Source organism: Atlantibacter sp. (assembly GCF_032062175.1).
In the GTDB taxonomy this organism is placed as follows: domain Bacteria; phylum Pseudomonadota; class Gammaproteobacteria; order Enterobacterales; family Enterobacteriaceae; genus Atlantibacter.
Genome location: NZ_DAMBQK010000020.1, coordinates 45,951 through 64,219, shown reverse-complemented (window position 1 = coordinate 64,219; position 18,269 = coordinate 45,951). Strand labels below are relative to the sequence as shown.

Below are 18,269 nucleotides of genomic sequence, written 5' to 3'. Positions count from 1 at the left end.
CTCTGGTCTGCCTGAAAGATAAGAATTAACTATAACGGAAATGCACTGACGATTTTAACTTTCCAGCAATCGTTGCAGTAGCATCCCGTTCAGCATCGCGCGCTTAACCAGGGCGAAGGCGCCAATGGCAGAACGATCGTTCAGGGAAGAGCGCACTACCGGCAAGTTTTTGCGAAACGCCTTCAGCACCTGCGTGTTGATGCAGCCTTCAATGGCGGGCAGCAGCACTTTTTCGGCACTGATAATTTCACCAGCGATGACCACTTTTTGCGGGTTGAACAGGTTAATAGCGATAGCGATGGCTTTACCCAGATGGCGCCCGACATGCTCTATCACCTCGCTGGCCAGCGGATCGCCTTTGTTGGCGGCTTTGCAAATCGCGTCGATATTGCAATCGTCAACGGTCAAGCGGCTCTGATAACCCCGTTCCAACAGATGGCGCACGCGCGCTTCAATGGCGGCATTCGCGGCGATGGTTTCCAGGCAGCCAAAATTACCGCAGTGGCAGCGTTCGCCCAGCGGGTCAACCTGAATATGACCGATCTCCCCCACGTTGCCGTTACGGCCAATAAAAATCCGGCCATTGGAAATGATGCCCGCACCGGTGCCGCGGTGTACGCGCACCAGAATAGAATCATCGCAATCGCGAGTTGCACCGAAATAGTGCTCGGCCAGCGCCAGGCTGCGAATGTCGTGACCCACAAAGCAGGGTAAGTTAAAGCGTTTTTCGAGTTTCTCAACCAGCGGCCAGTTTTCCACGTCGATATGCGGCATATAGCGCACCACGCCGGTGTCGGGATCGACCAGGCCAGGCAGAATAACGGAGATAGCGATCAGCTCGCGGATTTTACGCAGGTTGTTTTCGCTGAACTGCGCAATAGCATTGAGCAGCGCGTCTTCCAGCGTCTCCTGGGTACGCTCCGGCAGGGCGAAATGCTCTTCCGCCAGGGCTTTGCTGCTAAGATCGAACAGCGTCAGCGTGGCATCGTGGCGGCCCAGCCGCACGCCGATAGCCTGAAAACCGCGGGTTTCGGTAATAATGGAGATAGCGCGGCGGCCCCCGGTAGAGGCCTGTTGATCGACTTCTTTAATCAACCCGCGTTCAATCAGCTGGCGAGTAATTTTGGTGACGCTGGCGGGGGCGAGCTGGCTCTGTTCGGCAATTTGAATGCGCGAAATTGGTCCATGTTGATCGATGAGGCGATAAACCGCCGCGCTGTTCAGTTGTTTTACCAGATCAACATTACCAATTTGAGCCTGTCCGCCAGTTGTCATGCCTTTTCTTACTCAGTGACGACCTCGTTGCCATTAACGATGGTCTTGATAATTTTGTAATCGCGGGTAAAGGCGGTCAGATTGGCCACTTTCCCGGCTTCGATTGTGCCGAGATCTTTATCCACGCCCATTGCGCGAGCCGGGTAGAGCGATGCCATGCGCAGCGCTTCGTCCAGCGCGATACCGACATGCTCGACGAGATTATGTACGCCTTCAATCATGGTCAATGCAGAACCACTGAGGGTACCGTTCTCATCCACACACAGCCCGTTGCGGAAGTATATTGTTTTACCGGCAAAAATGAACTGATCGATATCAGCGCCGGCCGGTGCTGTCGCATCGGTAACAAGGCAAAGTTTATCGCCCTTGATCTGCTTGGCAATACGGACATTGGCGTAGTCGACATGCAGCCCGTCACCAATAATGCCGCAATAGAGCTCCGGTTCATCAAAAATCGCGCCCACCAGGCCTGGTTCTCGGCCTGTAATATACGGCATCGCATTAAACAAGTGGGTAGCAAAACCAATGCCCGCGCGAAAGCCGATTTTTGCTTCTTTATAGGTGGCGTTGGAGTGCCCGGCAGAAACGATAATGCCTGCCTCTACCAACTGGCGTATATATTGTGGATCGACCTGCTCAGGCGCCAGCGTCACTTTGGTGATGACGTCGGCGTTTTCACACAGGAAATCAACCAGTTCAGCATCCGGCTTGCGGACATAATCCGGATTGTGGGTGCCTTTTTTCACCAGATTCAGCCACGGGCCTTCAAGGTGGAGACCCAGCGCCTGATTTGGGTGCTTCGCCAGGTATTCGCGCATTACGCGAATACCCTGCTTCATTAATTCATCGCTGCTGGTGATAAGCGTGGGAAGATAACTGGTGCAGCCGGATTTTTCATTGGCGGCCTGCATAATTTCCAGCGTCTTCACCGTAACGGCGTCGGCGGTGTCGTTAAACTGCACGCCGCCGCAGCCGTTGAGCTGCACATCAATAAAACCGGGGGCAATAATGGCGCCGCCGACGTCGCGCTGTTCAATGCCGGATGGTAAATCGGCAATCGGACAAACGCGTTCAATCAGGCCATTCGCGATAACAATCGCGTGGTCGTCCAGAACTTCATGGCCGGTATAAATCCGGCCGTGGATTAGTGCGTACATAGTGACCCCCGGTAAATACTGACTTAAAGACCTTTAATATTTTCTGCTTCGAGTTCGGTGAAGTATCTCAGCGTCTTCACTTTGAGCTCCATGGTAGACGGCTCATCGCAAACAATCACAGCTTTCGGATGCAACTGTAGGCAGCTAATGGTCCACATATGGTTCACGTTGCCTTCAACTGCCGCCTGTAGCGCCTGCGCTTTCACATGGCCGAGCACCAGAATCATTACTTCTTCAGCATCCAGCAGGGTGCCAACGCCCACGGTCAGGGCATATTTCGGCACCTGGTTCACGTCGCCGTCAAAGAAACGGGAGTTCGCCACGCGGGTGTCATGGGTCAGGGTTTTAATACGGGTGCGGGAAGCCAGCGACGATGCGGGTTCGTTAAACGCGATGTGTCCGTCATTGCCTACGCCGCCCATAAACAGGTGAATTTTACCGTAGGCGCGAATTTTCTCTTCATACTGGCGGCATTCTGCGTCAATATCCGGCGCGTTGCCATCCAGTAAATTGATGTTTTCTGCTGGGATATCAACGTGATCGAAGAAATTGCGGTGCATGAAGCTGTGATAGCTTTCTGGATGTTCTTTCGGCAGGCCGACGTATTCATCCATGTTAAAGGTGACTACGTGTTTGAAGCTAACCTGGCCCGCTTTATGCATCTCAACCAGCGCTTTGTACGCTTCCAGCGGGGTACCACCGGTCGGCAGACCCAGCACGAAAGGGCGATCCGCAGTCGGTTTGAACGCATTAATGCGGTTCACAATATGGCGTGCTGCCCATTTACCGACCTGCTGAGCCGTTGCCAGGGGAATCAGTCTCATCATTCACCTCAGTTAGTTAATTTAAAACAGACGGGCGGAACATACATTTAGTTTAAAACGGATCCATTTATACTGCTCGCTGGAAGCATTCCGCCTTGATTTTTTGAATCATAAAATAAGTTTTGGGAGTTAGCCAGTGAAATGGGGAGGGTATAGCGATATTTGGTGATAAAACTCACAAAAAATGCGCGTTTAATTTGCGATACGAATTAATTTTTCACACACTTCCGGTGTGATGCGCAACGTCACCGCATTTTTCAAGGTTGGTTACACAATAAAAAAACGGCTTTGAAAGAGCCTTATCAGGTCTCATAGGGGGATAAAGTGAGTATTCTAGGTTATTTGCAACGAGTAGGCCGGGCGCTGATGGTGCCGGTTGCTACCCTGCCTGCAGCAGCAATTCTGATGGGGGTAGGTTACTGGATTGACCCGGTTGGCTGGGGTGGAGATAACGCGCTTGCGGCATTCTTCATAAAGTCCGGTGCTGCCATTATTGATAACATGTCCGTCCTGTTCGCTATCGGTGTGGCGTACGGGATGTCTAAAGACAAAGACGGTGCGGCGGCGCTCACTGGTTTTGTCGGCTTCTTAGTGTTAACGACCCTCTGCTCGCCGGCAGCGGTGTCGATGATTCAAAAAATCCCTGCCGACCAGGTTCCGGCGGCGTTCGGTAAAATCAACAACCAGTTCGTCGGTATTCTGGTCGGTATTATCTCTGCGGAATTGTACAACCGCTTCAGCGGCGTTGAGTTGCCGAAAGCGCTGTCGTTCTTCAGCGGTCGTCGTCTGGTACCGATCCTCACCTCTTTCGTGATGATTGTAGTGGCGTTCATCCTGATGTACATCTGGCCAATGATTTTCGACGGTCTGGTGACTTTCGGCGAACACATCCAGAAACTGGGCTCCGTAGGCGCGGGCGTTTACGCCTTCTTCAACCGTCTGCTGATTCCGGTCGGCCTGCACCACGCGCTGAACTCCGTGTTCTGGTTCGACGTGGCGGGCATCAACGATATTCCTAACTTCCTGGGCGGCGCACAGTCTATCGAATCCGGTAAAGGCATTGTGGGCATCACGGGTCGTTATCAGGCGGGCTTCTTCCCCATCATGATGTTTGGTCTGCCTGGCGCGGCGCTGGCGATTTACCACTGCGCACGTCCGGAAAACAAAGCCAAAGTACTGGGTATCATGATGGCAGGCGCGTTTGCCGCCTTCTTCACCGGTATCACCGAACCGCTGGAATTCTCCTTCATGTTCGTTGCGCCGGTGCTGTATGTGATCCACGCCATTTTGACCGGTATTTCTGTCTTCATCGCGGCCAGCATGCACTGGATTGCCGGTTTCGGCTTCAGCGCCGGTCTGGTGGATATGGTGTTGTCTACCCGTAACCCGCTGGCGACGCAATGGTACATGCTGATCGCTCAGGGCCTGGTCTTCTTCGTTATCTACTATGTGGTGTTCCGTCTGGTTATCACCAAATTCAATCTGATGACCCCGGGTCGTGAACTGGCTGTTGCCGGTAGCGAAGCGGATGGTCAGGATATGAACGTAAGCGGTACCAAAGAGCAGGATGTTACCGGCCTGGCGCGTCAGTACGTGGCGGCAGTCGGCGGTTCAGACAACCTGACCGGGATTGACGCCTGTATCACCCGTCTGCGTCTGTCGGTGAAAGATTCCTCCCGCGTTAACGAAGCCCTGGCGAAACGCCTTGGCGCAACGGGCGTTATCCGTCTCAATAAAACCGGTGTGCAGATTATCGTTGGCTTTATGGCGGAAAAAATCGCCGATGCGATGAAAACTGTTGGCAACGTACCTGCCGCCACACCGGCTACGGGCGAAACCGCGCCGGTTGCCGCACCGGTTCAAACGGCGAAGCCGCAGGCCACCCCGAATACCACCTCCACTATCGCAACGCTGGTTGCGCCGGTGACCGGTGATGTGGTTGCGCTCGACGATGTGCCGGACGAAGCCTTCGCCAGCAAAGCGGTGGGTGATGGCGTGGCGATTAAACCGACGGCAAAAACCGTGGTTGCGCCAGCTGCGGGCACCATCGTTAAGATCTTCAACACCAACCACGCGTTCTGCCTGGAAACCGAAAACGGCGCTGAAATCGTTGTCCATATGGGTATCGATACGGTGGCGTTGAACGGCCAGGGCTTTAGCCGCCTGGTGGAAGAGGGTGCTGAAGTGACGGCGGGCCAACCGGTGCTGGAAATGGATCTGGATTTCCTGAACGCCAATGCGCGCTCCATGATTAGCCCGGTGGTTTGCAGCAACATCGACGACTTCAGCGGCCTGGTCATTAAGGCGCAAGGTCAGGTCATTGCCGGTCAAACCCCACTGTATGAGATTAAAGGCAAATAATCGCTCCTGAGTAAGAGGTTGCCTTAAGCGGCGGAAGAGAATTCCGCCGCTTTTTTTATGGAAAATCGCCAGAACGCAGCGGTTATTGTGTTTTTGTGCAACTAATGGTTGTGTCCCGTCTTAGGTTATAAGATCATTCACCGTTATCTATTTTGCGAAGCTTTGAGGAATGCGCGATGAGTGAGGCTGAAGCCCGCCCGACTAATTTTATTCGCCAAATCATTGATGAAGATTTGGCCAGTGGAAAACACTCGACTGTTTATACCCGTTTCCCGCCTGAGCCGAACGGTTATTTGCATATCGGCCATGCAAAATCGATCTGCCTGAACTTTGGCATCGCCAAAGATTATCAGGGCCAGTGCAATCTGCGTTTCGATGACACTAACCCGGTAAAAGAAGATATCGAATACGTTGATTCCATCAAAAACGACGTCCAGTGGTTAGGTTTCCAGTGGTCAGGAGACGTGCGTTATTCTTCTGACTACTTCGATGCGCTGCATCAATATGCCGTTGAGCTGATCAACAAAGGCCTGGCCTATGTTGACGAACTTTCGCCGGAGCAAATTCGCGAATACCGTGGCACCCTGACTCAACCGGGTAAAAACAGCCCATACCGCGATCGCAGTGTAGAAGAAAACCTCGCGCTGTTCGAAAAAATGCGTACCGGCGGTTTCGAAGAAGGCAAAGCCTGCCTGCGTGCGAAAATCGACATGGCGTCGCCGTTTATCGTGATGCGCGACCCGGTGATTTACCGCATTAAATTCGCCGATCATCACCAGACCGGCAGCAAGTGGTGCATCTATCCGATGTACGACTTTACCCATTGCATCTCCGATGCGCTGGAAGGCATTACCCATTCACTCTGTACCCTGGAATTCCAGGATAACCGCCGTCTGTATGACTGGGTGCTGGATAACATCACCATTCCGGTTCATCCACGTCAGTATGAATTCTCTCGTCTGAATCTTGAGTATGCGATTATGTCAAAACGCAAACTCAACCTGCTGGTGACGGAAAAGATCGTTGAAGGCTGGGACGACCCGCGTATGCCGACCATTTCAGGTCTGCGTCGTCGCGGTTATACCGCTGCCTCTATCCGTGAGTTCTGCAAACGCATCGGCGTGACTAAGCAAGACAACACGGTAGAAATGGCTGCGCTGGAAGCCTGCATCCGTGAAGATCTCAACGAGAACGCGCCGCGTGCCATGGCGGTTATCGACCCGGTGAAACTGGTGATCGAGAACTATCCGCAGGGCCAGAGCGAAAGGGTCACGATGCCAAACCACCCGAACAAACCGGAGATGGGGAGCCGTGAAGTGCCGTTCAGCGGCGAAGTGTGGATCGACCGCGCCGACTTCCGCGAAGAGGCTAACAAGCAATACAAGCGCCTGGTGCTGGGTAAAGAAGTCCGCCTGCGTAATGCCTATGTGATTAAAGCTGAGCGTGTAGAAAAAGACGCGGAAGGCAACATCACCACTATCTTCTGTAGCTACGACGCAGAAACCCTGAGCAAAGACCCGGCGGACGGCCGCAAAGTGAAAGGCGTGATCCACTGGGTGAGTGCCAGCCATGCGTTACCGATTGAAATCCGCCTGTACGATCGTCTGTTTAGCGTGGCAAATCCCGGCGCGGCAGAAGATTTCCTGTCGACTATCAATCCAGAGTCGCTGGTGATCAAGCAGGGTTTTGGCGAGCCGAGCCTCCAGGATGCGGAAATGGGCAACGCGCTGCAATTCGAGCGTGAAGGTTATTTCTGCCTCGACAGCAAATATTCCAAACCTGGACATCTGGTGTTCAACCGTACGGTAGGGTTACGCGATACCTGGGCGAAAATCGGGGAATAAGATTTCATTGCTAAAACGCCGCGTAATGCGGCGTTTTTTTGCGCGAAGCTTCTTAAATGAAAAGAGAAAGGCCCGGAGAACGTCTTAGGTTGCGATGAATGGCCTCTCGCATCAACTGAGTTTTTCAGGCAGTTGATTGATCGTCAGCAATTTGCCTCTTTTAACATCAATATGATTTTTAGCGCGCATCGCGGACAAAACTTTCATGACGATGCTGCGGGATAAATTGGTTCGTTTGACGATGAAATCCGCAACATTGATTTTTGACCGCATAAACTCATCTAATTGATTAAGATGGAGGAGATTCCCCTTTATCATTTGATAACTATTTCGCCCCATCATCATCTCATCCCGATAAAGTAAGCTTTCTATATACCACGATAAAATTGCCGGTATTAAGTGCAGCGAATGATTATCGTCAAGCCGCTGCATGAAAATGTCCAGAGGCACTAATTGGAAATGGCATTGCGTATCAGCATAAATGCGCAGATAGGCCAGATTTCGGGCATTACCGGTTAGCCCATACAGCGCTGGTGCAGTTTGTTTTTCGAATAATAATCTATCGCTGCTGCGAATGATAGAAAACTGCCCACCATGAATCAGCGTAACGGTATGGGGTCTTACGGGTATTAAGGTATATCTTTCAACACGCGTAAGTTTGTTATAGTCAGTGAATAAATCCGTTAAGCGATATAATTCAGAGAGGGGTTTCTGCGGTAATGTCATTGCGATTAACCAGATTTATTTTATCGGATGCGATGTTACTCACTATTTTAAGTGATGGCATTTTTAAACCGCAACGCAACAAACAGGCCCGACGGGTAATAAGACGTCACAATATATCATAACCTACTGATTCGTATGGTTATTGATATATTCTTAAAACATCATTCATATTATTTAATTCATTACAGGATTTACTTAAAGGTTTCATTATTAAGCAAGCCATGCCTGTTATTTTTTAAATCATCAGAAATAAAAAAGCCGACATTAGTCGGCTTTTACTGGAATTCATGATTCTAGAAAAAATTACTTTTCTGCAATCTCATGCGCATTTTCGTCTTCGCGGCAATCGCCTTCTGCGCAATGGCCATACAGGTACAGGCTGTGGTTAGTTAAGCGAATACCGTGACGGGAGGCAATTTCACGCTGGCGCGCTTCGATTGAATCATCGCTAAACTCGATCACTTTACCGCAGTCCAGGCAAATGAGGTGATCGTGATGATGCTGCTGAGTCAACTCGAAAACGGATTTGCCGCCTTCAAAATTATGGCGTGTGACGATTCCGGCATCATCAAACTGGTTAAGAACGCGGTAAACGGTCGCTAACCCAATCTCTTCACCCATATCGATCAGGCGTTTGTATAAGTCTTCCGCACTGACATGGTGGTTGTCCGGCCCCTGCAACACTTCGAGGATTTTTAACCTCGGAAGCGTGACTTTCAGGCCAGCCTTTTTCAATGCGGTATTGTTGTCAGTCATGCGGAATTTGTCCTGTTACGTAACGATTCGCTCCTCAGGGAGCAAGAGATCGATGCAAGGCATTATGCGTTTCATTATAGAACTGCCATGGCTAAATGAAAACTGCAACTGCCTTGCTTAAAAATACCCAAAATCGTGGCGCTGCCTGCATTTGTTGCAAAATCACCCGATGCGTAAGGCGTGTATTGTACAGGTCTGGAGGCAAAAGTTAAAAATTTGTAGCAATTATTTTTATCGCTTTTGCCTATCAATTAAGATAAAAAGACGCTAATTGACTTAGCGCCTTTAATAATCAGGCGTTGATGATGTCCTGCAGGTGCAGCTCTTCAGAAACCTGTTTCACCCATTTTTCAACGCGTTCTGCGGTGAGTTCCGGTTGGCGATCTTCGTCGATGGCAAGACCGAGGAAGTGATCGTCATCCGCCAGGCCTTTGGAAGCTTCAAAGTGATAGCCTTCAGTCGGCCAGTGGCCAACGATAGTTGCGCCACGCGGTTCAATAATGTCACGCATGGTGCCCAGGGCATCGCAGAAGTATTCGGCATAGTCTTCCTGGTCGCCACAACCAAACAGGGCAACCAGTTTATTGTTGAAATCAATCTCTTCGAGGGTCGGGAAGAAGTCATCCCAGTCGCACTGCGCTTCGCCGTAATACCATGTAGGGATGCCCAGCAGCAAAATATCAAAACTTTCGAGGTCTTCTTTGCTGCTTTTAGCAATATCACGCACTTCAGCAACATCTTTACCAAGCTGTTTTTGAATCATTTTTGCGATATTTTCAGTGTTGCCGGTATCGCTGCCGAAGAAAATGCCTACGATTGCCATGAGTAAAATAACCTCTTGAAACTTAATGAGATGGTTGAGGCAAAAAGCCTACAGATAGGGCAATCATAGCAGAACAGACAAGCTGGCGGAAATCTCTATCACGGCCATGTGCACAGTCTGCTACATCGCGCCGTGTTTTTAGATAACTCTCAGTCCTTAAGGGCGGCGAGCTGTGACAGCAGAATATCTTCGATCAATTCGCTGCGGCTGATATTGCGGGCCTCTGCCAGCATGTTGAGCGCGTCAACCGCTTCAACGTTCAGTTTGAGCTCAACGCGCTTGAGCCCGCGCACTTTGTCGCGCTTTAACTGGTTGCGCTTGTTAATGCGCAACTGTTCATCGCGTGACAGCGGGTTAGTTTTGGGTCTGCCCGGGCGGCGTTCGTCCGAGAACAGATCTAATGTCGTACGGTCCGTTTGTTCTTTGGCCATGATGCGCGTTTTGACAGGGAAAACAGGGTGCAGGAGCGGGGCTCGGATGCAGTTAAGCGCGCCATCATACATGAGGGAATCCAGCGCGCCAACGCGTTAACGGCACTCTGAGTTATCAGCCGCTTTATTTTTAACCATTTTTTACCCGGCATCGAGGTAGCGGCGGATTGCCCGTACCACCGCCTGCGGTTTTTCGGCATGAACCCAGTGGCCCGCGCCCGCTACGACGTGCGCGCGCGCCTGAGGGAATTGCGCAAGCAGCGCCTCGCGATGGCTTTCATCCACGTACGGCGAATTGCCGCCGCGAATAAATAGCGCCGGATGATCCCAGGCGGGCACCGTTTCCCAACCGACGATATGTGAATACTGATCCCACAGCGCTGGCACATTGAAACGCCACTCGCCGGATGCGAAAGATTTGAGCAGAAACTGAATCACCCCTTCTTCAGGGATTTGTTCACGCATCAGCGCCGCCGCATCCTGGCGAGAGGTGATCCCGGCTTCGCTGACGGCATTAATCGCGGCGAAAATTTCATCGTGCCGCCGCACCCGGTAATTCACCGGCGCGATATCAATCGCCACCAGTTTATCGATGCGTTGCGGCGCGATTTTGGTTGCCGCCATCACAGCTTTACCGCCCATGGAGTGACCGATAAAAGTGGCTTTGTCGATACTCAGTTCGTCGAGCGTATCAATCAGATCCTGTGCCATGGCCGGATACGTCATGATATCGCTGCGCGGTGACAATCCGTGGTTGCGCATATCCACCTGGATAACGTCGAAATCGGTAATCAGTTCGCGCGCCAGCACGCCCAGGTTATCCAGGCTGCCGAACAGGCCGTGAACCAGCACGACCGGTGAGGCGTTATGCGATTGTTGTGCAGTTTGCGCTCGGGTATGTAATTTCATGGCAAAGTTCTTTTTTTGCAGGTGTCAGGTTAGGGTATTATGTTGAACATTCTGCCGCCCGGTCGCAAGATCCAGTTAAATCTGACTTTTGCCGCCTTCCTGGCTTGACGCTATCCGCTGTTGGGGTTTGATCCTATACTCCCAACGATTTGTATTCAGAAAGATATCGCACTGGATTAAAATGAAAACGATTGAAGTTGATGACGACCTTTATCGCTATATCGCGAGCCACACCCAGCACATTGGTGAAAGCGCGTCCGACATTTTGCGTCGCATGCTGAAATTCAACCCCGCGCAACCGCAAGTCGAAAAACCGGCGAAAGAGGGCAGCGCGGCCGTCGCCGTGATGGAAGAAAAACCCGCCAACAACCCCAAAGATCGTGTACGCGCTGTTCGCGAGCTGCTGCTTTCTGACGAATACGCTGAACAAAAGCGTGCCGTCAACCGTTTCATGCTGGTGCTGTCTACACTCTATACACTGGATCCAAAAGCGTTCGCCGATGCCACCGAGTCGTTGCATGGCCGCACCCGCGTCTATTTTGCGGGCGATCAGCAAACGCTTTTGCAGAGCGGTAATCAAACCAAACCCAAACATGTGCCAGGTACGCCATACTGGGTGATTACCAACACCAATACCGGTCGTAAATGCAGCATGATTGAACACATCATGCAGTCAATGCAGTTCCCGGCGGAATTGATTGAAAAGGTTTGCGGCACCATTTAACTAATGCGTCAAAAGGACCAGGCCATGGCAATTCATAACCGTGCAGGGCAGCCTGCACAACAGCGTGATTTGATTAATGTTGCCCAACTCACCGCACAATATTACGTGCTGAAACCGCAGCCGGGGAATAGCGAGCATGCGGTGAAATTCGGGACGTCCGGCCATCGCGGCAGCTCGGCGCGCCACAGTTTTAATGAACCGCATATTCTGGCGATTGCCCAGGCCATCGCGGAAGAACGCGCAAAAAACGGTGTTACCGGCCCCTGCTTTGTGGGTAAAGACACGCACGCGCTTTCCGAACCGGCGTTTATCTCGGTACTGGAAGTGCTTGCCGCCAACGGCGTGGATGTGATCGTTCAGGAAGACAACGGCTATACGCCGACCCCGGCGGTCTCTAACGCTATTCTGGTCCATAACCGCCAGGGCGGAAAACAGGCGGATGGTATTGTCATTACCCCGTCCCATAACCCGCCTGACGATGGCGGCATCAAATACAATCCGCCCAACGGCGGCCCAGCTGACACCAACGTTACTAAAGTGGTGGAAGACCGCGCTAACGCGCTGTTAGCGGAAGGCCTGGCGTCAGTGAAACGCGTTTCACTGGATGAAGCCTGGGCGAGCGGGCACATTACTGCGAAAGATCTGGTGCAGCCCTTTGTCGAAGGGTTGGCGGATATCGTCGATATGGCGGCTATCCAGAAAGCGGGCCTGACGCTGGGCGTCGATCCGCTGGGCGGCTCGGGTATCGAATACTGGAAGCGCATTGCCGAGCACTACAAATTAAACCTGACCATCGTTAACGATCACGTCGACCAGACTTTCCGCTTTATGCATCTGGACAAAGACGGCGCAATCCGTATGGACTGTTCCTCTGAATGTGCGATGGCGGGCCTGCTGGCGCTGCGTGACAAGTTTGACCTGGCGTTTGCCAACGACCCGGATTACGACCGCCACGGTATCGTCACGCCGGCGGGGTTGATGAACCCGAACCATTATCTTGCTGTGGCGATTAACTACCTGTTCCAACATCGTCCGCAGTGGGGCAACGATGTGGCGGTGGGCAAAACCCTGGTTTCTTCCGCGATGATCGACCGCGTGGTTAACGACCTGGGCCGCAAACTGGTTGAAGTGCCTGTGGGCTTTAAGTGGTTCGTTGACGGCCTGTTCGACGGCAGTTTCGGCTTCGGCGGCGAAGAGAGCGCGGGCGCATCGTTCCTGCGCTTCGACGGCACCCCGTGGTCGACCGACAAAGACGGCATCATCATGTGCCTGCTGGCGGCGGAAATTACCGCAGTAACCGGTAAAAACCCGCAGCAGCACTATGACGAACTGGCTGAACGCTTTGGCGCGCCGAGCTACAACCGTCTGCAGGCGTCTGCAACATCCGCACAAAAAGCGGCGCTCTCCAAACTCTCTCCGGAGATGGTCAGTGCCAGCACCCTGGCGGGTGACCCGATCACCGCGCGCTTAACCGCCGCACCGGGCAATGGCGCATCGATTGGTGGCCTGAAAGTAATGACCGACAACGGTTGGTTCGCGGCGCGTCCTTCGGGTACGGAAGACGCCTATAAGATCTATTGCGAAAGCTTCCTCGGCGCAGAGCACCGTGCCCAGATCGAGAAAGAAGCGGTAGAAATTGTCAGTGAAGTTCTGAAAAACGCCTGAGACCAGGAACAATAGCGCCAGCGCTTAATGCCGTTCGCTTCAGGGTCCCCAGACTGATTCAGCTATAAATGTCTAAAGGGTTCATGCACGTGCATGAACCCTTTTTAAATGGCGCTTATCTCTCCACCGGTTTTACTCTTCTTCCGCAACAATAACGTTGGCCTGCACAAATTTCCTGTAACTTCGATACTACGGTTAATTATCGGTCTGTCTTGGTTCATGTCTGGTATAAAAATTTGGGAGGGTGGGGCAGTACATATCATTTCGTCTGCCGTTTTGATGCTGTAGGCATGATGGCAGCGGTAGTGTTGTGTGCAATCAGGCACCTGTATACACTGCGCAGCGTTATTGACACTGGGGTGTCTGTACCCGAAACGGGCTCTCTGCAAAACGCGCTCTGTACCCGGTGGCTATTGCCGCTGATGTTGCGATGTCACCAGTGTATCTGATAGGTGCCGTAGCCGGGTTAGCAGTTTTGGGCATAATAGTGATGCACTAAGGCGTCAGTTAAAAATAATGCCGGTCCCCTTAAGGAACCGGCATTGGATTGATGTTTTCTGGTGCTTAGCAATTAGCCATGTTTATTGGTCAATTCAAAGCGCGGCGATACCAGCCCGTACAGCGTCCAGCCCATAAAGGTCACCATTGCGCCATACAGCATCGCTTCGGAACCTGAGGAGTAGAGCGCATAGAAGCTGTAAATCGCCCCGATCAATGCCACGAAGTTTGCCGCTTTCGCTTTACCCGGATCGACCTTCGCCACTTTCTGAATAATCACCAGCGCCGCCATCGACAGAATGTACGGAATGATGTTGGTGACAACCGCCAGGTTAACCAGCACGTTAAACTGATTATTCAGCGACGGGCTGATGGTCATCAGCGCCAGCACGCTCTGGAAAATCACAATCGTCAGCATGCCTTTAACCGGTGCTTCAGTTTTAGACACTTTCGAGAAGATTTTCGGGAAGTACCCTTCATCCGCTGAGGATTTAAACACCTGGGCAATCGTAAACTGCCAGCCGAGCAGCGAACCGCAGCAGGACATCACCATCAGGCCCATGATCACTTTGCCCACGGTCGGCGTGAACATTTGCGCGAAGGCCAGACCGAACGGCGCGGTGGAGTTAGCCAGGTCCATATTCGGCACAATCCCGGCGATTACGTTGGTAGAGACGATATAAATCACCGCCGCGCCCAGCGTCCCGCCCAGTACTGCGATCGGCACGTTGCGTTCCGGGTTTTCCACCACTTCGGTGTTGGCGCAGGCGGATTCCAGCCCTAAAAATGCCCACAGCGTCATGGCGATGGATGAGCCAACGGCGTCGAAGAACGGCACGTTGTGCGGGTTCCAGGATTCGGCATACATCGTCGGGCTGAACCAGAACCAGCCAATCACCGACAGACCGACCACCGGAATGATCACGCCCCATACCGTAATGCCGCTGATTTGCCCGGTGATGCGCGCGCCGCCAAAGTTGGCGACGGTGCAAATCCACAGTACGCAAATCGTGGCGATACCGATCTGTACCGGGCTGAGCGTCGCGCCGAACAGCTCGCTACCGTAACCCACGGCGGAAATCGCAATCGCCACGTTGGCGATCAGCAGCGATACCCCATAGGTATAGTTAGCCATGAAGTTGCCGGATTTACCGAATGCGTATTCAGCGTAACCGCCCATGCCGCCAGATTTGCGGCTGAACATGCCGCATTTTGCGAAGGCCCAGGCCAGCGCCGTCGATCCTAATGCCGTGACCAGCCAGGAGATAATCGAAATCGTCCCCACTTCCGCCAGTTTGGTGGGCAGCATGATGATGCCGGAGCCCATCATGTTCACCATGGTCAATATTGTGAGCGGCACCACGCCCATCTTATTGGATTTACTCATAATCTGATTTCCTTTTGTGCTGACGCTTTCACCACGGGCTGCTTGATAACGTGGCACCACACCTGTTTACGACCGTCATGCTCCTCGACATACACTCCCTGGAGTTCCGGTGCGAAGCCCGGCAGCAGGTTGATGCCTTCCTCCAGCGCCTGAAAGTAGCGCAACACCGCGCCGCCCCAGATTTCGCCCGGGACTACGCACAGCACGCCCGGCGGGTAAGGCAGCGCGCCTTCAGCCGCCACGCGGCCTTCTGCATCGCTGAGTTTCACCAGCTCGGTTTGCCCACGGATAAAGGCGTAGTTGGCGTCTTGCGGGTTCATCACCACGCGCGGGAAGTACTCTTTACGGAACATCTCTTTCTGAAGCTGTTTCACGTTGTGGCTGGCATAGAAGTCATGCATTTCCTGGCAAAGCTGGCGCAGGGTGTATTCGCCGTAACGTTCCTGATGTTGTTTCCAGAGCGACGGCAGCACTTCACTCAGTGGTGCGTCGTGTTCCAGTAACTGCTCGAAACGGACCAACAGCGCCACCAGTTGCTGCATTTTGCCCATCTCTTCAGCAGGCGTGAGCAGGAACAGGATCGAGTTGAGGTCGCATTTCTCCGGTACCACGCCGTTCTCACGCAGGAAGTTGGCAAGAATGGTGGCCGGCACGCCAAAGGTGTCGTATTCGCCGGTAGCGGCATTGATGCCCGGCGTGGTCAGCAGCAGTTTGCAGGGGTCGACGAAATACTGATGCTCCGCATAGCCCTCGAACGCATGCCATTTGTCGCCTGGTACAAAGTGGAAGAAGCGCAGATCGCGGGCGATCTGTTGGGTATCCCAGCTTTCCCATGCTTTGCCGTCAACAGTAGCAGGCACGAACGGACGAATATGGTGACAGTTGTTGAGGATCAGCTTACGGGTATCGATACCGACTTCCACGCAGTTCATCCACATCTGTTTGCCGCCTTCGCCTTCATGCATACGGGCATTAACGTCCAGCGCCGCGAACAACGGATAGAAAGGGCTGGTGGAGGCATGCATCATAAACGCGTTATTCATACGCTTATGGGAAACATAGCGATCCTGCCCCTTGATATGGCTGTCCTTTTTATGGATCTGCGAAGTCTGGGAGAACCCGGCCTGTTGCTTATGTACAGACTGGGTCACCAGAATGCCCGGATCATTTTCGGTCAGCTCCAGCAGCAGCGGCGAGCAGTCCGCCATCATCGGAATAAACTGCTCATAACCCACCCACGCGGAGTCGAACAGGATGTAGTCACACAGATGACCAATCTTATCCACCACCTGACGCGCGTTATAAATGGTGCCGTCATAGGTGCCTAACTGGATCACCGCCAGGCGGAACGGACGGGCGTCCTGGGCGCGGTCGGCAGCCACTTCACGGATGCTGTCACGCAGATAGCGCTCTTCGAAGCAGTGCGCGTCGATCCCGCCGATAAAGCCGTACGGGTTACGGGCTGTTTCCAGGTAAACCGGTGTTGCGCCCGCCTGTAATAGCGCGCCATGATGGTTCGACTTATGGTTGTTGCGGTCAAACAATACCAGGTCGCCCGGTGCCAGCAGCGCATTCAGCACCACTTTGTTAGAGGAAGAGGTGCCGTTGAGCACAAAATAGGTTTTATCGGCATTAAACACTTTGGCAGCGTGTTTTTGAGCCGTGCACGGCGCGCCTTCGTGGATCAGCAAATCGCCCATCGCTACGTCCGCATTACACAAATCGGAGCGGAACAGGGTTTCGCCGAAGAAATTCACGAACTGATTGCCCGTCGGGTGACGGCGGAAGAACTGACCCCCCTGGTGGCCGGGGCAATCAAACGCGCTGTTGCCTTGTTTGACGTAATCAACCAGGGCGCGGAAGAACGGCGGTTTCAGGCTGGTTTCGTATTTCGCTGCGGCGGCCTCAAGCTGGCGGCCATAGAATTCCGAACGAGACTCGCTGATTTCAAACACGCCGTTGATACGCGCTAACCAGTGTTCGGGAACACGTTCATTATTATGGGTCGCGATAAAAATCGGCAGACCAAAACCGGTACGCTCGATTTTATCAATAATACCGTTATCAATATCGGCTAGCGCCACGACGGCGGCAGCGATATCAATAAAATCGGTATCCATAATTGAAACGACTTCCCGTTGAGTATTAACGCAGTCCGGACAGATGCGGCTAACCGCAATTTTTAACTTTTGCATGGTAATCCTGAATTTTAAGCAATACTTTCCCGCAATTTCTTTTATTAAGAAATTGAATGACACCGGAAATTAAGCAAAGGAGTATTGTGCAGCCAAAAGGCAGCAAAATAATCGACGCTATTTTTTAGGATGAATAAAGCCTTCAATCCGGCGATTGATTTTAAAAATTGGCTTTATCAGAGATCAGACGCGATCACGCGCAGGCATTGAAACCCAAAAAAGACATAGGGTGTGAAGAGGCCTGTGCTATGGCGCACCTGCCAGGACGTGGCTATCGGGCGTTAAAGAAGTGGAAATCGAAGCTGTTACGATGGGCAAACATCATTATATGTGTGGTTCGCCTTATATGCGGCATTAACCGGTTGTTGTTTTCCATAATTAAATCCTTTTCTAAATAAAGGCGAGGCTATTTTATCTCCGGCAAAAGGATAAACCGTGACGAGTATCAATAAAATGATTTAGTTTCACTACATATACGCACGAGAACAAATTAATGCAGAGTAATCCACTATAGTTCACCCGCGTTATCAGTGGATATGTTTGTGTAACAATGTCTGGTTAGATTGTGTAACATTTGTATTTTTAATTGCGGTTAAATAACGCGTTAATGTATTGGTTATTTATTCGAATTAATTTCAGGGTTATTCAATGGCAGCCAAAAAAAGAATGCGCTAATAAAAAGGCTCATTCAAAT

Annotated in this window: 15 protein-coding genes; 4 read left to right on the top strand and 11 right to left on the bottom strand. The window is 52.2% G+C overall.

The window, feature by feature from the left end:
* Positions 1 to 54: 54 nt before the first annotated feature.
* Genes RT120_RS16555 through nagB form a run of 3 tightly spaced genes read right to left on the bottom strand, consistent with a single transcriptional unit; the run spans position 55 to position 3,256 of the window.
* Positions 55 to 1,275, bottom strand: coding sequence for an N-acetylglucosamine repressor (locus tag RT120_RS16555; protein ID WP_312984298.1), 1,221 nt, complete (start codon positions 1,273 to 1,275; stop codon positions 55 to 57).
* Between the two features lie 8 nt (positions 1,276 to 1,283).
* Positions 1,284 to 2,432, bottom strand: a complete 1,149-nt coding sequence (gene nagA / locus RT120_RS16550; protein WP_312984297.1) for an N-acetylglucosamine-6-phosphate deacetylase — start codon at positions 2,430 to 2,432, stop codon at positions 1,284 to 1,286.
* Between the two features lie 23 nt (positions 2,433 to 2,455).
* Positions 2,456 to 3,256, bottom strand: a complete 801-nt coding sequence (gene nagB, locus RT120_RS16545; RefSeq protein WP_312984296.1) for a glucosamine-6-phosphate deaminase — start codon at positions 3,254 to 3,256, stop codon at positions 2,456 to 2,458.
* A 324-nt stretch (positions 3,257 to 3,580) separates the two neighbouring features.
* Between nagB and nagE the strand changes: the two genes are divergently transcribed.
* Entirely contained in the window at positions 3,581 to 5,617 is a 2,037-nt protein-coding gene (nagE, locus tag RT120_RS16540; protein WP_312984295.1) for an N-acetylglucosamine-specific PTS transporter subunit IIBC, read from the top strand.
* A gap of 176 nt (positions 5,618 to 5,793) precedes the next feature.
* Complete coding sequence (glnS, locus tag RT120_RS16535) at positions 5,794 to 7,461, top strand: glutamine--tRNA ligase (protein ID WP_312984294.1); 1,668 nt, start codon at positions 5,794 to 5,796, stop codon at positions 7,459 to 7,461.
* Positions 7,462 to 7,572: 111 nt separating this feature from the next.
* Here glnS and RT120_RS16530 read toward each other — a convergent pair whose 3' ends face one another.
* From RT120_RS16530 to ybfF, 5 genes are all read right to left on the bottom strand, one after another.
* The gene (locus tag RT120_RS16530; protein WP_312984293.1) at positions 7,573 to 8,187 is read right to left on the bottom strand and encodes a helix-turn-helix domain-containing protein; all 615 of its coding nucleotides are present in this window, start codon (positions 8,185 to 8,187) and stop codon (positions 7,573 to 7,575) included.
* Between the two features lie 303 nt (positions 8,188 to 8,490).
* Positions 8,491 to 8,943: a ferric iron uptake transcriptional regulator gene (gene fur / locus RT120_RS16525; RefSeq protein ID WP_125294538.1), complete on the bottom strand. Its 453-nt coding sequence runs from the start codon at positions 8,941 to 8,943 to the stop codon at positions 8,491 to 8,493.
* Between the two features lie 292 nt (positions 8,944 to 9,235).
* Positions 9,236 to 9,766: a flavodoxin FldA gene (gene fldA, locus RT120_RS16520; RefSeq protein WP_167509311.1), complete on the bottom strand. Its 531-nt coding sequence runs from the start codon at positions 9,764 to 9,766 to the stop codon at positions 9,236 to 9,238.
* Positions 9,767 to 9,915: 149 nt separating this feature from the next.
* Positions 9,916 to 10,197 carry a LexA regulated protein gene (gene ybfE / locus RT120_RS16515; RefSeq protein WP_312984331.1) on the bottom strand — a complete coding sequence of 94 codons (282 nt, stop codon included), beginning with the start codon at positions 10,195 to 10,197 and terminating at the stop codon, positions 9,916 to 9,918.
* Positions 10,198 to 10,338: 141 nt separating this feature from the next.
* Positions 10,339 to 11,106, bottom strand: a complete 768-nt coding sequence (gene ybfF / locus RT120_RS16510; RefSeq protein WP_312984292.1) for an esterase — start codon at positions 11,104 to 11,106, stop codon at positions 10,339 to 10,341.
* A 181-nt stretch (positions 11,107 to 11,287) separates the two neighbouring features.
* Between ybfF and seqA the strand changes: the two genes are divergently transcribed.
* Together seqA and pgm are read left to right on the top strand one after the other, a co-directional pair.
* On the top strand, positions 11,288 to 11,830 hold the full coding sequence (gene seqA / locus RT120_RS16505; protein ID WP_312984289.1) for a replication initiation negative regulator SeqA: 543 nt from the start codon (positions 11,288 to 11,290) through the stop codon (positions 11,828 to 11,830).
* 24 nt (positions 11,831 to 11,854) lie between these two features.
* The gene (gene pgm, locus RT120_RS16500; RefSeq protein ID WP_312984287.1) at positions 11,855 to 13,495 is read left to right on the top strand and encodes a phosphoglucomutase (alpha-D-glucose-1,6-bisphosphate-dependent); all 1,641 of its coding nucleotides are present in this window, start codon (positions 11,855 to 11,857) and stop codon (positions 13,493 to 13,495) included.
* A gap of 571 nt (positions 13,496 to 14,066) precedes the next feature.
* Here the strand turns inward: pgm and potE are convergent.
* The 3 genes from potE to speFL all read right to left on the bottom strand — a co-directional run bounded on the left by potE (position 14,067) and on the right by speFL (position 17,951).
* The gene (gene potE / locus RT120_RS16495; protein ID WP_312984285.1) at positions 14,067 to 15,380 is read right to left on the bottom strand and encodes a putrescine-ornithine antiporter; all 1,314 of its coding nucleotides are present in this window, start codon (positions 15,378 to 15,380) and stop codon (positions 14,067 to 14,069) included.
* Positions 15,377 to 17,575 (bottom strand): ornithine decarboxylase SpeF, encoded by a 2,199-nt coding sequence (speF, locus tag RT120_RS16490; protein ID WP_312984283.1) that lies wholly within the window; start codon positions 17,573 to 17,575, stop codon positions 15,377 to 15,379. The genes potE and speF overlap by 4 nt, the downstream gene beginning before the upstream one ends.
* 271 nt (positions 17,576 to 17,846) lie before the next feature.
* Positions 17,847 to 17,951, bottom strand: a complete 105-nt coding sequence (gene speFL, locus RT120_RS16485; RefSeq protein WP_106875989.1) for a leader peptide SpeFL — start codon at positions 17,949 to 17,951, stop codon at positions 17,847 to 17,849.
* Positions 17,952 to 18,269: the final 318 nt, after the last annotated feature.

Bases quoted from the DNA above. Each gene is read 5' to 3' on its own strand.
- RT120_RS16555 (WP_312984298.1), bottom strand. From the start codon at position 1,275: ATGACAACTGGCGGACAGGCTCAAATTGGTAATGTTGATCTGGTAAAA.
- nagA (WP_312984297.1), bottom strand. From the start codon at position 2,432: ATGTACGCACTAATCCACGGCCGGATTTATACCGGCCATGAAGTTCTG.
- nagB (WP_312984296.1), bottom strand. From the start codon at position 3,256: ATGAGACTGATTCCCCTGGCAACGGCTCAGCAGGTCGGTAAATGGGCA.
- glnS (WP_312984294.1), top strand. From the start codon at position 5,794: ATGAGTGAGGCTGAAGCCCGCCCGACTAATTTTATTCGCCAAATCATT.
- RT120_RS16530 (WP_312984293.1), bottom strand. From the start codon at position 8,187: ATGACATTACCGCAGAAACCCCTCTCTGAATTATATCGCTTAACGGAT.
- fur (WP_125294538.1), bottom strand. From the start codon at position 8,943: ATGACTGACAACAATACCGCATTGAAAAAGGCTGGCCTGAAAGTCACG.
- fldA (WP_167509311.1), bottom strand. From the start codon at position 9,766: ATGGCAATCGTAGGCATTTTCTTCGGCAGCGATACCGGCAACACTGAA.
- ybfE (WP_312984331.1), bottom strand. From the start codon at position 10,197: ATGGCCAAAGAACAAACGGACCGTACGACATTAGATCTGTTCTCGGAC.
- ybfF (WP_312984292.1), bottom strand. From the start codon at position 11,106: ATGAAATTACATACCCGAGCGCAAACTGCACAACAATCGCATAACGCC.
- seqA (WP_312984289.1), top strand. From the start codon at position 11,288: ATGAAAACGATTGAAGTTGATGACGACCTTTATCGCTATATCGCGAGC.
- pgm (WP_312984287.1), top strand. From the start codon at position 11,855: ATGGCAATTCATAACCGTGCAGGGCAGCCTGCACAACAGCGTGATTTG.
- potE (WP_312984285.1), bottom strand. From the start codon at position 15,380: ATGAGTAAATCCAATAAGATGGGCGTGGTGCCGCTCACAATATTGACC.
- speF (WP_312984283.1), bottom strand. From the start codon at position 17,575: ATGCAAAAGTTAAAAATTGCGGTTAGCCGCATCTGTCCGGACTGCGTT.
- speFL (WP_106875989.1), bottom strand. From the start codon at position 17,951: ATGGAAAACAACAACCGGTTAATGCCGCATATAAGGCGAACCACACAT.